Origin of the sequence: Corticimicrobacter populi, from assembly GCF_003123725.1 — a bacterium.
GTDB lineage: Bacteria > Pseudomonadota > Gammaproteobacteria > Burkholderiales > Burkholderiaceae_B > Corticimicrobacter > Corticimicrobacter populi.
The window spans coordinates 87,857-99,999 of record NZ_QETA01000005.1 but is presented as its reverse complement, the minus strand read 5'-3'; the positions used below and the strand labels follow the sequence as shown (position 1 = coordinate 99,999).

Below are 12,143 nucleotides of genomic sequence, written 5' to 3'. Positions count from 1 at the left end.
ATGCGATACCCCTACCATATCCTTGTTCTGGAAGACCACCCGCTGCAATGTGCCCATGTATGCGACATGCTGGAACAGGCCGGATTCGCCCAGGTCGATACGGCACACAGCGGCACCGATGCACTCGCGCGCATCGGCCACAGCGCCTACGATCTGATCCTGCTTGACCTGAACATGCCGGACATGGATGGCATGCAGTTCATCCAGGAACTGGCAGAGCACTATCCCGATATCCTGATCGCCATCACCAGCGCCTGTTCACCTCGCATGATGGACAGCGCCAGCCACATGGCCCGCAACATGAACCTGACGGTCATCGATTGCTACGCCAAACCATTTACCGCCCTCAATGCGCAAAGCCTGGGCAAGGCGCTCGACCAGCACAGCCATCGCCCTGCCGCAACTGCCCCGGTATTGCCCGCCGAGTCGTTGCCGGCCATGACCTCAGCCATGCTTGATGCGGCCTTGCTCACCCATCAGATCGAGCCCTGGTTCCAGCCCAAGTGCTCGCTGCGTACCGGCAAGATCGTCGGCGTCGAGGCCCTGGCTCGCTGGCGTCATCCCGACGTCGGCCTGGTATCGCCGGGCGTCTTCCTGCCCGCCATCACTGAACATGGCAAGGATCATGCCCTGCTGATCCACATGCTCGGTGGTGCCCTGCAGGCCTACCGACGCTGGGCCACGCAGGGATGGCGCATTCCGGTATCGGTCAATCTCCCCACACACCTGCTCGACGATGCCACCCTGCCCGATCAATTGCACGCCCATGTCATCGCCTGCGGCGTACCGGCAGAAGATGTCACCTTCGAATTGCTGGAAAGCTCCCAGACCGTCGATCCGGGTCTTTTTTTCATGGGAGCCGGCCGACTGCGGCTCAAGGGTTTCGGGCTGGCCCAGGACGATTTCGGCATCGGCTACAGCTCCATGCACAGCCTGACCGCCGTGCCCTTCACGGAACTCAAGATCGACCGTGCCTTTGTATCAGGTGCAGCCGTCACCGGCACGCTGGCAGCCGCCACCATCACCGCCATCATGCTGGGCAAGGAGCTCGGCATGAAAGTCACGGCAGAAGGCGTAGAGTCGGCAGAAGATCTCGAATTCCTGCGCAATGCCGGATGCGACTATGTGCAGGGCTTCCTGATTGCCAGGCCTGCACCGGAATCGGAACTGACAGCCCTGCTGGACCGTGAACTCTGCCCCTCGAGTACCACGCACATGCACTGAAGAGGCACGGGTGGCCGCGCCCCCGTGAGTTCAGGCCATGCCCAGGCGTTCACGCCGGTAGCTGCCATCCTGCACACTGCGACACCAGTCGAGGTTGTCCAGGTACCACTGAACCGTCTTGCGCAGCCCGGACTCGAAGGTTTCCTGCGGCCGCCAGCCCAGCTCACGCTCGATCCTGCCGGCATCAATCGCATAGCGCAGGTCATGGCCGGGTCGATCCTGAACATGCGTGATCAATCGGGCATGCGGTACCACGGGTGAGTCAGGATGCAATTCATCCAGCAAGGCACACAGCGTCCGCACGACATCGATATTGCGCTGCTCATTGTGGCCGCCGATGTTGTAGGTCGCACCGGGTTCGCCATGCATGAAAACGGTACACAATGCCCGCGCATGATCTTCCACGTACAGCCAGTCCCTGACTTGCCCTCCCTGCCCGTAGACCGGCAGGGGCTTGCCCTCCAGGGCATTGAGGATCATCAGCGGAATCAGCTTTTCCGGGAAATGGTAAGGACCATAATTGTTGGAGCAATTGGTGATCAGGGTCGGCAGGCCGTAGGTGCGGCGCCAGGCGCGCACCAGATGATCCGATCCAGCCTTGCTGGCAGAATAAGGAGAGCTGGGATCGTAAGCGGTTTCTTCGGTGAACAGCGAGGCCGAGCCTTCTCCGAGATCGCCATAGACCTCGTCAGTCGAGATGTGATGGAATCTGAACGCAGCCTTGCGCGCCGGTGCCAGGCCCGACCAATATGCGCGGGCCGCCTCCAACAGCGTATACGTACCGACCAGATTGGTCTGGATGAATGCACCGGGACCATCGATGGAACGATCCACGTGTGATTCCGCAGCCAGGTGCATGATGCCGTCCGGCTGATGCTCGCGCAGGACCCGATCGACCTCTACCCGATCACAGATATCAACCTGCTCGAAGGCATGCCGCACATCGGTGCGAGCATCGGCCAGTGAAGCCAGGTTGCCGGCATACGTGAGCTTGTCGAGATTGACGACACTGTGATCCGTACGACCGATCAGATGACGCACCACGGCAGAACCGATAAAGCCGGCACCGCCGGTGACGAGGATTTTCATGGCGAATCATGCTGTAGACTGGTAACAAACCAGTATATCGCAGCGCACCCACCACGCCCTTTCGGGTGGAATCGTCCTGCCGTTTGTGGTGATGTAGTCGCGATGCCGCAATGTCCAGGTGTCAGGGGTCGATACTGCGCAAGCGCATTACCCGGCCTTCCACCTCGATGTTATGCCAGGGTGAAGGCACGACACGGGCCTGACCCTCACGCATGCCCTCCAGCCACGGCGCATTGACCTCGATTCCCTCGGCGACGGCCTGCCACCGTTTGCTCTCGACGTCCTGACTGAATATCGTGACCTGCCCCCAGTGCTTCTGATCGACAATCAGCATCAAATCGGTACGGCCATCGCCATTGAGATCCGCAGGCCAGAGCAAGCATTCCTCGCGACCGTCCAGGCAAGCCTGCTCCGTACGCGTATCCGACAGGGCACGCAATGCAGCAATCAGCCCTTCGGGCGCGCCAGGCGGCATGGCCGCGGGTCCCGGCAGAATCTTCAGGGCTGCCAGCATCTCCTCATCCGTACGAACAGGTAGATCCTCGACTGCGGTCAGGCCACGATTGACCTGCATTTTGCGTGCCAGCCTGGCGATTTCCTCTTTAGCCGGGGAGCCGGAAAGCTCGGCCAGTTGCGTCAGCGCCTGCTGCCCATAGCGACCGCTTTGTTCCAGCAGCATGTAGAAGTCGAATTCATCGGGCTTGACCTCGCCACGCTCCAGTCGGGCAACCTGACTATTGACCGCAATACGAGAAGGATCCAGCAGCGGTGACAACAGCAGCACCAATGCGACACACATCAGCAACGCGGCCACGATGTTGGTCTGAGCCACGCTCCAGAACCAGCGTCTGCCACGCTGCCACAGGCTGGCGGCATACCCCGCCACATAGACCACAGCAAGCAGCAGTACCAATGCCGCCCAGATGCGATCACGCGTCCAGCCATGCTGATCGATGCGCAGATACAGCGCCCAGGCGGCCAGGGCTGCGGCCAGAACCAGGATCAGCCAGAGCCAGCCCATGACGTTCCGCAAGCTGCGGCGAAAAGGCGCTTCGCCCTCCCCATCCTGCCAGGCCGTATTGACGAAATGCACGGCCAGCGCGATGAACCACAGCATGAAGAGCGCGGCCTTGTTGGTCTCCAGCAAAGGGGTGATGCCCGTAAACAGCATTGCCACTGCCCATACCGCCGCCAACAGCAGCAGCAATGGCAGGAACACCTGATTGAGCGACAGCCAGAAGCGGCGTAGCGTGACCAGCACCTGGCTGCGTGCCAGCAGCAGGGCGATTGCGCAGCCAAATGCCATCATGGTCAGGGGCCAGACGACATAGCCTTCGAAGACGTGCTGCACCAGATCCTTCAGCCCCAGTATCCCCAGCAAGCCCATCCCGGCCCCGAAGACCCCCCAGAAAATACCCGTCAGTATCGCTGCAAGCACTGTCATCAGGCCATTTCGCCAGGCCGTTTCAAACAGTGCGGCATACGACCAGCGTGGCACGCGCCCCTGCCAGTGCACATGCGCCAGCAGGGGAATCAGCGTAAAGCCCAGGATGGCGTAGAGCAGCCCATTGGACAGATACGATTCGAATCGATGGTAGATCACGTCCCTGTCATTCACCCAGCCAGCGTGCGCGCCCAGCAGAGCCAGCAGGAGCGCCATGCCGACCACGATGCCGGTGCGCCGCCGGCCACTCAGACCGGGAATGTCCTGGGTCAGGTACAGGCTCAAGGGCACCGCCAGCACAACATTGAGCAGGGCAACGAACAGGCTGGGGGACAACACCTCCCGCAACCATGCACTGCCATCGAACAGGAGCCACAGCAGCAGTCCCTGCAGCAGGCCTGCCAGGCCAAACAGCAGCCACGGTGGGTTGCCAGTCTCGCGCATGACCGGTACGGCCTGTGTATCGGCCATCACCATGTCACACCCAGCCCCATCGAATAGCGGGTTTCATTGAGATCCTCGACCGCACCCGACACCGTATGCTGTGACACTTTGGTATACAGCGAAGCCCAGTTGGTGACGTTGTAGCGCATGCCCAGTTCGGCATTCAGGCTGTAGTTGGCATCGTTGCCCAGCGGCCGGTAGGCGTCGCCATTGGTAAACAGTTGCCACTGGCGGCCACCGAAGTAGCGCGTATAGTTCCAGCCGACACCCAACGCTTGGAATTCGGCATCGCCATCGTTGCGATAGCGGTAACGCGTATGTGCCAACAGACCGGACAGCGAGAAGGCCCCCAGCTCATTGTCCCAGAACTGATAGCCGGGCCCCACGCCGAACTGGGTCTGGTGCGTCAGGTTTTCGATATAGTCCTTGTTGTAGCGGACGCGCCCCTGCACGAACATCTTTTCCGACAGGAAGCGATCGAGCGCATAGCGACCACCGTAATTATGCGTTCTGACGACATCGTCCTGTTCCTTGCGGGCATAGTCCAGCTTGAGGTTGTGCCGCCACCAGCCGTGCCGGGCCTGGGTATCGAGCGCAAACAGCATGTCCTTGGTATCGTTGGCCGCGCGCGTGATGTTGCCTGCAAGATCGAAGGAACCATCCAGCGACCAGTCGCCCAGCAGAGGATGAGGCCTGACGATGCGTTCGATATCACCCAGCGCGACTTCGTATTTTTTCCAGCCTTCGACCGATTGCGCCATGCCGGGCTCATCGGTCGGTTCCAGGCGAGCTTCATAATCAACCGGCAGCCCAGGCATACGCAGGGCCATGGGATCATCGGTTTCGAGTTGAGCAACCTGATCCCACTTGATGGTCACCTCGCCCGCATAACCGGTTTCCAGCACCAGTTTTCCTGCATCCATCAACAAGACGCGCCCCGTCAACCGATCTCCATTGGACAGTACGACCGTATCGGCCTGCGCCTGCGTCCATGCCAGTGCAGCACATGCAACCATCAGCCTGACGGTACGGGAAACGACGGGATGCATCGTGGTCTTGCCTTCGACAAATGAAAATTGAAATCGTATCGCCAAACGGCAATGCTCCGGAACCGGATTAATGTAAGCAATCCCTGCCTGGAGACAGTCACCACCCTGAGTCTGAGGCAGGATTGCTGCGAGTGGCGACATCAGTGTTCCGATAACGGGCACACAGCTTCTGCGGAAGCACATTCTGCATTAGCATACGGGTTTTCCCGGATTCTACTCCTGCCAGGCTGCCCCATGCTGCTCTACATTCTGTATCTGATCGCCATCGTCGCCGAAGCGGTGACTGCCGCACTGGCGGCCGGTCGTCGCAGCATGGACTGGGTCGGCGTCTGCCTGCTGGGGTGCATCACGGCACTGGGTGGCGGCTCGGCGCGCGACATCGTGCTGGGTCACTACCCCTTGACCTGGGTCGCCCATCCCAACTATCTGCTGCTGACCGGGGGTGCCGCGCTGCTGACCATCGCGCTGGCGCGCTTCATGCACCACCTGCACAAACTGTTCCTGCTGCTCGATGCCATCGGCCTGGTGGTCTTTACCGTGATCGGCTGCAATGTGGCACTGGAAATGGAACTGCCCTTCGTCATCGTGATCGCTTCCGGCATGATCACCGGCTGCGTGGGCGGCGTGCTGCGCGATGTGCTCTGCAACGATATCCCGCTGCTGTTTCGCAGCGAACTCTATGCAACGGTCTCCGTGCTGACCGGCATCATGTATGTGAGCGGCCTGCAACTGGGATTCGACCACAACATTGTCATGGTCGTCTCGCTGCTGTCAGGACTGCTGCTGCGCCTGCTGGCCCTGCGCTTCAACTGGAGCATGCCCAAGTTCATTTATTCCCGGGACGTGCACTGACACGCCCGGTGCCAGGAGGGGCCGGCCTGCCCCCCTTTGCTGTTCCTTGAATATCCCTGTCAGTCCAGCAAGCGGTCTGCGCTGCCTTCGCGAATGCGGCTCGGCAAGCCCATGCCATTCATCAGCCGGATCAGCGGCATGGCCGGCAGCTCTTCCACATTGACCATCCGCCGCACATCCCACTCGCCCTGCGCAACCAGCAGCGCCGCGGCAACCACCGGTACGCCCGCCGTATACGAAATCGCCTGACTGCCCACCTCGGCATAGGCATCGGCATGGTCGCTGATGTTGTAGATAAAGACCTCCCGCGCCTGGCCATCCTTGCGCCCTCTGACCAGATCACCAATACAGGTCTTGCCCTGGTAAGCAGGGGCCAGCGAAGCGGGATCGGGCAGAATGGCCTTGACCACCTGCAACGGCACCACTTCCTGCCCGGAATCCAGCCATACCGGCTTTTCGGACAGCAGTCCCAGATTATTCAGCACGGTAAATACGTTGATGTAATGTTCACCAAAGCCCATCCAGAATCGGATATTGGGCACATCCAGGTTCTGCGACAGGGAGTGCAATTCGTCGTGGCCGGTCAGGTAGGTCGTCTGCTGCCCCACAACGGGCAGATCATCGGTACGCTGCACCTCGAACATGGCATTCTGCACCCACTGGCGATCCTGCCAGGTCCAGGCACGGCCGGTGAACTCGCGGAAATTGATTTCCGGATTGAAGTTGGTGGCGAAATAACGGCCATGGCTGCCGGCATTGACATCAATGATGTCGATGGAATCGACCTCATCGAAATACGCCTGGCAGGCCAGGGCCGCATAGGCATTGACCACGCCCGGATCGAAACCGATTCCCAGCACGGCCGTCACGCCCTGCTGTTCGCAGGCATCACGACGCTTCCACTCATGATTGGCGTACCAGGGCGGTGCCTCGCAGATCTTGTCGGCATCCTCATGAATGGCCGTATCGAGATAAGCCGCACCTGTCTCGATGCAGGCCTGCAGCACGCTCATGTTGACAAAGGCGTGACCGACATTGATAACGATCTGGGCACCCGTGCTGCGAATCAGGGCTTTGGTGGCATCCACATCCATGGCATCGAGCGCATGCGGCTCAAGTACACCAGGAACCTTCATGGCATGCTTGTGATGCACGCTATCGATGATCTCCCGGCATTTCCGGACATTGCGGGACGCAACATGGATATCCCCGAGGACATCATTATGCTGCGCGCATTTGTGTACCACTACCTGACCGACGCCACCTGCACCGATGACCAGAACGTTCCTTTTCATTTCGCCACTCACCCCCCATAGAAAAAATTACGCCTTACTCAGGAAAGGCTCTCAACATAGTCTTCATACGAAAATGATTTGATCGGATCAATCCTGCCGTCGAGCCGGCGGATTGCAATGGACGGCATATTCACACCGTTGAACCAGTTTTTCTTGACCATGGTGTAGCCGGCAGCATCCTGAATCGAGATGCGATCCCCGACCCGCAATGGCTGTTCGAAAGAGAACTCACCGAAGATATCGCCCGCCAGGCAGGATTTGCCACACACCATGTAGCGATGGTCGCCACGATCAGGCTCGATACGGGCCGGCAGGCGATAGATCAGCAGATCCAGCATATGGGCCTCGATGGAACTGTCCACGATGGCCAGATCCTTGCCGTTGTGCAGCACATCCAGCACCGACACCTCCAGCGTCGCGGCACCGGTAATGGCCGCCTCGCCCGGTTCAAGATAGACCTGCACGCCATATTTTTCGGCAAATGCCCGCAACCTTGCCGCAAACGCCTCCAGATCGTAGCCATCGCCGGTAAAGTGAATGCCCCCGCCCAGGCTGACCCATTGCACGCGTGACAGCAGATGCCCGAAACGCGCCTCGATGCCATCGAGCATCTCGGCAAACAGCGCAAAGTCACGGTTTTCGCAGTTGTTGTGGATCATGAAACCCGACACCAGGTGCATGACCTCCTCAACCCTGACCGGATCCGCCTCACCCAGCCGACTGTGCTGGCGAGCCGGGTCTGCCAGTACATACGGAGAGTTGCTGACCTGGGGATTGAGCCTCAGGCCACGCATTACGTGGCGCGAAGCCTGCTCGAACCGCTGCAGTTGGCCGATGCTGTTGAAAATGATCTTGTCGGCGCAAGCCACCACGGCATCGATCTCATGGTCCGCGTAGGCAACGCTGTAGGCATGCGTCTCGCCACCGAATTTCTCGCGGCCCAGACGCACCTCGTACAGCGACGACGACGTCGTGCCATCCATATACTGCGACATCAGGTCGAACGCCGACCAGGTGGCAAAACACTTGAGCGCCAACAACACACGGGCACCGGACTGCTCACGCAGCCAGCGCATCTTGTCGAGGTTACGCAGCAGCCGCTGTTCGTCGATCAGGTAGCAGGGTGTCTGCAGGTCGGAAGAATGCAGAATGGGCATCGGGTATTTGATCCTCAGGGTAATCCAGCCATGACATACCGCAGTCAGATGCGGTATGTCATAGCCTTGAGTTCGTCCAGAATGGCGGCGCGCATGTCGGTGGACTGGGTCGAGCGGATAGGCTTGCCTTCGACCAGATCGGACAGCCAGAGCCCGTCAGCCGCCAGCCGCACGACCCAGGCGGTCAGTGCCGAATCGGTCGCCGTATGCTCCGACAACCGGGCCTCGATCCAGTGCTGCCAGCGCTCGCGCAGTTGTGGTTCGGCAAACAGCATGACCGACAGCACCGCCCAGCGCTTGGCATGATCACGGGCCTTGAGGTTGGACATGACTTCCAGATAGGCCCGCACAAAGTGGCCGCGCGGTTCGGGATCACGGGCAATCGCCTTGGCAATCTTGCGCTCCAGGCGAACGAGAAACTCGTCGCACATGGCCTCGAGCAAGGCACGCTTGCTGGGAAAATGATGCAGCAGGCCGCCCTTGCTGACGCCTGCCTGGCGCGCCACGGCATCGAGCGTCAGGCTGCTGAGCCCTTCCTCAACGGCCACCCGGACCGCCTGGTCAAGCAACTGCCTGCGCACGATCCCCGGCTGTTTCTTGCGGTGATGAGCCATCGACATGGCCCGAAAGATACCGACTGGACGGTTTCATGTCAACCTCATGCCCACACGCTTGCCGAAAAAAATGGCATACTGGGCAGTTGCCGGGCAACTCCTGCACGCGCCTGGACTGCGCTTTATCCCTACCATGCATCTCGAACTCATTCTCCTGCTCGTATGCACAGGCCTCTTCACGGGCTTTGCTGCGGGCCTGCTGGGCATTGGCGGCGGCATGCTGCTGGTGCCTTTCTTCACGTTCATCTTCACGGTCCAGCAATTTCCGGCAGACCACCTGGTGCACATGGCGATCGCCACGTCGCTCACCACGATCCTTTTCACCTCGATGTCCAGCGTGTACGCGCACCATCGCAAGGGGTCCGTGATCTGGAAGGCCGCATTCATGCTGATTCCCGGCATTCTGATCGGTGCCTGGATCGGCCCCACACTGGCCGCCATGATGGACACCCGGGTACTGGCAGGCTTCTTCGGCATTTTCGTGACGGCATCGGCACTGCAGATGCTGTTGAGCAAGCCCCCAGAACAGGCCGGCACACTCCCCGGCATTCCGGGCATGTTTGCGGCTGGCACCGGCATCGGCACCCTGTCCGGTCTGGTCGGCGCGGGCGGCGGCTTCGTGACCGTGCCGTTCCTGACGTGGCGCGGCGTGCCCATCCACAAGGCCGTCGGCACCTCGGCCGTGATGGGGTTTCCGATCGCACTGTCCGGCACGCTCAGCAATATCTACAATGGTTGGGGCCTGCCCGACCTGCCGTCCGGCAGCCTGGGCTATGTTTACCTGCCCGGCCTGTTCTCGGTCGTCGTTTCCAGCATGCTGACCGCACCGCTGGGCGCACGCACCGCACACAAGCTCAACGTGCGACAACTCAAGCGGGTTTTTGCCTATGTGCTGTTCCTGCTTGCCGGCTATATGATCTGGACCGCCCTGAAATCCTGACCTTTCCCCGACTGCCATGCGTACAGCCGAAATCACCCGCAATACCAACGAAACCCGCATCCGGGTCGCCATCAACCTCGACGGCACCGGCCAGCAAAAGCTCGACACCGGCGTGCCTTTCCTGGACCACATGCTGGACCAGATCGCCCGCCATGGCCTGATCGACCTGGATATCAAGGCCGAAGGCGACCTGCACATCGACGCGCATCACACGGTCGAGGATGTCGGCATCACGCTCGGACAGGCCATTGCGCAGGCCGTCGGCAACAAGGCCGGCATCCGCCGCTACGGCCACGCCTATGTACCACTCGACGAAGCACTGTCGCGGGTCGTGGTGGATTTCTCGGGTCGTCCCGGACTGCAGTTTCATGTGCCCTTCACCCGTGCGCGCATCGGCGACTTCGACGTGGACCTGACGCAGGAATTCTTCCAAGGGCTGGTCAACCATGCCCAGATCACGCTGCATATCGACAATCTGCGCGGCATCAATGCCCACCATCAGTGCGAAACCGTGTTCAAGGCCTGTGGCCGCGCACTGCGCATGGCACTTGAACTGGACCCGCGCAGCGCAGGCGTGGTGCCATCGACCAAGGGTGTGCTGTGAGCCGCATCGCTATCGTCAACTACGGCATGGGCAACTTCCGCTCGGTGGCGCGAGCACTGCAATATGCCGCTCCCGAGGCGGATATCCGCATCTGTGACCAGCCGGACGGTATTGCCGCCGCCGACCGCATCGTCCTGCCAGGCCAAGGTGCCATGCGCGATTGCATGCGCACGCTGCATGAGTCCGGCCTGCATGAGTCCGTCATGCAGGCTGCCCGCACCAAGCCGCTGCTGGGCGTCTGCGTGGGCGAACAGATGCTGTTCGAGCACAGCGCCGAAGGCGACACACCCGGTCTGGGCCTGCTGCCGGGGCAGGTACGCCGTTTCGAAGGCCCGGCCTTTGACGGCCCTGCCGCGCTCAAGGTACCGCACATGGGCTGGAACACGGTCCACCAGAGCCAGCCTCACCCGCTCTGGCATGCCATCCCGCAGGATGCATACTTCTACTTTGTCCACAGTTACTATGCCGTACCGGGACAGTCCGGTCTGAGCGTGGGCGAAAGTCGCTATGGCGTGGCGTTCACCTGCGCCGTCGCACACGAAAACGTGTTTGCTGCACAGTTTCACCCTGAAAAGAGCGCAGAGCACGGCCTGCAGCTCTATCGCAACTTTATCGACTGGCAGCCCTGAGCGGCCGCCTTCCCTCACCCCCAACCTTTCATCTCTTTGCCATCATGCTGCTGATTCCCGCCATCGACCTCAAAGACGGACACTGCGTACGCCTGCGTCAAGGCGATCTGAACGACGCCACGGTGTTTTCCGAAGATCCCGGTGCCATGGCCGCCCACTGGCTTGAACAGGGTGGCCGGCGACTGCATCTGGTGGACCTCAATGGAGCCATCGCCGGCAAGCCGAAGAACGAAGCCGCCATCAAAAGCATCCTGGCAGCCGTCGGCGACGACATCCCTGTCCAGATCGGTGGCGGTATCCGCGACCTGGACACCATCGAGCGCTATCTTGACCTGGGCCTGTCGTACGTCATCATCGGCACGGCAGCCGTCAAGAATCCGGGCTTCCTGCAGGACGCCTGCAGTGCCTTTCCCGGACAGGTGATCGTCGGACTCGACGCACGCGACGGCAAGGTCGCCACCGACGGCTGGAGCAAACTGACCCGCAACGACGTACTGGACCTGGCCAAGAAATTCGAGGATTACGGCTGCGAAGCCATCATCTATACCGATATCGGCCGTGACGGCATGCTCTCGGGTGTCAACATCGAAGCCACGGTCAGGCTGGCCCGACACGTCCGCATCCCGGTGATCGCATCCGGCGGCGTCACCGACCTGCGCGACATCGATGCGCTGTGCGCCGTCGAGGAAGAAGGCGTCAGCGGTGCCATCCTGGGCCGCAGCATCTACGAAGGCACGCTGGACCTCAAGACGGCACAGGCACGCGCAGATGAGCTGTCGGGTGGGGCAGCCGCATGACGACA

General features: G+C 60.8%; 12 protein-coding genes. 6 read left to right on the top strand and 6 right to left on the bottom strand.

Annotated features, from left to right (window positions below; genetic code table 11):
* Complete coding sequence (locus tag DD235_RS12255; RefSeq protein ID WP_162300485.1) at nt 1–1,224, top strand: EAL domain-containing response regulator; 1,224 nt, start codon at nt 1–3, stop codon at nt 1,222–1,224.
* A gap of 30 nt (nt 1,225–1,254) precedes the next feature.
* On the opposite strand, the gene rfbB is transcribed toward DD235_RS12255, so the two are convergent.
* From rfbB to DD235_RS12240, 3 genes are all read right to left on the bottom strand, one after another.
* Complete coding sequence (rfbB, locus tag DD235_RS12250) at nt 1,255–2,313, bottom strand: dTDP-glucose 4,6-dehydratase (protein WP_109062386.1); 1,059 nt, start codon at nt 2,311–2,313, stop codon at nt 1,255–1,257.
* Nucleotides 2,314–2,434: 121 nt separating this feature from the next.
* The gene (locus DD235_RS12245; protein ID WP_162300484.1) at nt 2,435–4,228 is read right to left on the bottom strand and encodes a DUF4153 domain-containing protein; all 1,794 of its coding nucleotides are present in this window, start codon (nt 4,226–4,228) and stop codon (nt 2,435–2,437) included.
* Complete coding sequence (locus DD235_RS12240) at nt 4,228–5,250, bottom strand: DUF481 domain-containing protein (RefSeq protein ID WP_162300483.1); 1,023 nt, start codon at nt 5,248–5,250, stop codon at nt 4,228–4,230. Before DD235_RS12240 ends, DD235_RS12245 begins: the two co-directional genes overlap by 1 nt.
* Nucleotides 5,251–5,484: 234 nt before the next feature.
* On the opposite strand from DD235_RS12240, the gene DD235_RS12235 reads away from it, so the two are divergent.
* On the top strand, nt 5,485–6,102 hold the full coding sequence (locus DD235_RS12235; RefSeq protein ID WP_109062383.1) for a trimeric intracellular cation channel family protein: 618 nt from the start codon (nt 5,485–5,487) through the stop codon (nt 6,100–6,102).
* Nucleotides 6,103–6,161: 59 nt separating this feature from the next.
* Here DD235_RS12235 and DD235_RS12230 read toward each other — a convergent pair whose 3' ends face one another.
* From DD235_RS12230 to DD235_RS12220, 3 genes are read right to left on the bottom strand one after another with little or no spacing between them, the layout of a single operon-like run.
* A complete protein-coding gene (locus DD235_RS12230) occupies nt 6,162–7,397 on the bottom strand; it encodes a saccharopine dehydrogenase family protein (protein WP_109062382.1) in 1,236 nt (411 codons plus the stop codon).
* Between the two features lie 38 nt (nt 7,398–7,435).
* A complete protein-coding gene (gene nspC / locus DD235_RS12225) occupies nt 7,436–8,554 on the bottom strand; it encodes a carboxynorspermidine decarboxylase (RefSeq protein ID WP_109062381.1) in 1,119 nt (372 codons plus the stop codon).
* Between the two features lie 44 nt (nt 8,555–8,598).
* Nucleotides 8,599–9,174: a TetR/AcrR family transcriptional regulator gene (locus DD235_RS12220; RefSeq protein WP_109062380.1), complete on the bottom strand. Its 576-nt coding sequence runs from the start codon at nt 9,172–9,174 to the stop codon at nt 8,599–8,601.
* A gap of 64 nt (nt 9,175–9,238) precedes the next feature.
* On the opposite strand from DD235_RS12220, the gene DD235_RS12215 reads away from it, so the two are divergent.
* The 4 genes from DD235_RS12215 to hisA are packed head-to-tail and all read left to right on the top strand — an operon-like array spanning nt 9,239 to nt 12,138.
* Nucleotides 9,239–10,108, top strand: coding sequence for a sulfite exporter TauE/SafE family protein (locus tag DD235_RS12215; RefSeq protein ID WP_338028418.1), 870 nt, complete (start codon nt 9,239–9,241; stop codon nt 10,106–10,108).
* A gap of 16 nt (nt 10,109–10,124) precedes the next feature.
* Nucleotides 10,125–10,712: an imidazoleglycerol-phosphate dehydratase HisB gene (gene hisB / locus DD235_RS12210; protein ID WP_109062379.1), complete on the top strand. Its 588-nt coding sequence runs from the start codon at nt 10,125–10,127 to the stop codon at nt 10,710–10,712.
* Nucleotides 10,709–11,341, top strand: a complete 633-nt coding sequence (hisH, locus tag DD235_RS12205) for an imidazole glycerol phosphate synthase subunit HisH (protein ID WP_109062378.1) — start codon at nt 10,709–10,711, stop codon at nt 11,339–11,341. Before hisB ends, hisH begins: the two co-directional genes overlap by 4 nt.
* A 44-nt stretch (nt 11,342–11,385) precedes the next feature.
* Nucleotides 11,386–12,138 (top strand): 1-(5-phosphoribosyl)-5-[(5-phosphoribosylamino)methylideneamino]imidazole-4-carboxamide isomerase, encoded by a 753-nt coding sequence (hisA, locus tag DD235_RS12200; protein ID WP_109062377.1) that lies wholly within the window; start codon nt 11,386–11,388, stop codon nt 12,136–12,138.
* The last annotated feature ends 5 nt before the right edge of the window (nt 12,139–12,143 follow it).

Bases quoted from the DNA above. Each gene is read 5' to 3' on its own strand.
- DD235_RS12255 (WP_162300485.1), top strand. From the start codon at position 1: ATGCGATACCCCTACCATATCCTTGTTCTGGAAGACCACCCGCTGCAA.
- rfbB (WP_109062386.1), bottom strand. From the start codon at position 2,313: ATGAAAATCCTCGTCACCGGCGGTGCCGGCTTTATCGGTTCTGCCGTG.
- DD235_RS12245 (WP_162300484.1), bottom strand. From the start codon at position 4,228: ATGGCCGATACACAGGCCGTACCGGTCATGCGCGAGACTGGCAACCCA.
- DD235_RS12240 (WP_162300483.1), bottom strand. From the start codon at position 5,250: ATGCATCCCGTCGTTTCCCGTACCGTCAGGCTGATGGTTGCATGTGCT.
- DD235_RS12235 (WP_109062383.1), top strand. From the start codon at position 5,485: ATGCTGCTCTACATTCTGTATCTGATCGCCATCGTCGCCGAAGCGGTG.
- DD235_RS12230 (WP_109062382.1), bottom strand. From the start codon at position 7,397: ATGAAAAGGAACGTTCTGGTCATCGGTGCAGGTGGCGTCGGTCAGGTA.
- nspC (WP_109062381.1), bottom strand. From the start codon at position 8,554: ATGCCCATTCTGCATTCTTCCGACCTGCAGACACCCTGCTACCTGATC.
- DD235_RS12220 (WP_109062380.1), bottom strand. From the start codon at position 9,174: ATGTCGATGGCTCATCACCGCAAGAAACAGCCGGGGATCGTGCGCAGG.
- DD235_RS12215 (WP_338028418.1), top strand. From the start codon at position 9,239: ATGGCATACTGGGCAGTTGCCGGGCAACTCCTGCACGCGCCTGGACTG.
- hisB (WP_109062379.1), top strand. From the start codon at position 10,125: ATGCGTACAGCCGAAATCACCCGCAATACCAACGAAACCCGCATCCGG.
- hisA (WP_109062377.1), top strand. From the start codon at position 11,386: ATGCTGCTGATTCCCGCCATCGACCTCAAAGACGGACACTGCGTACGC.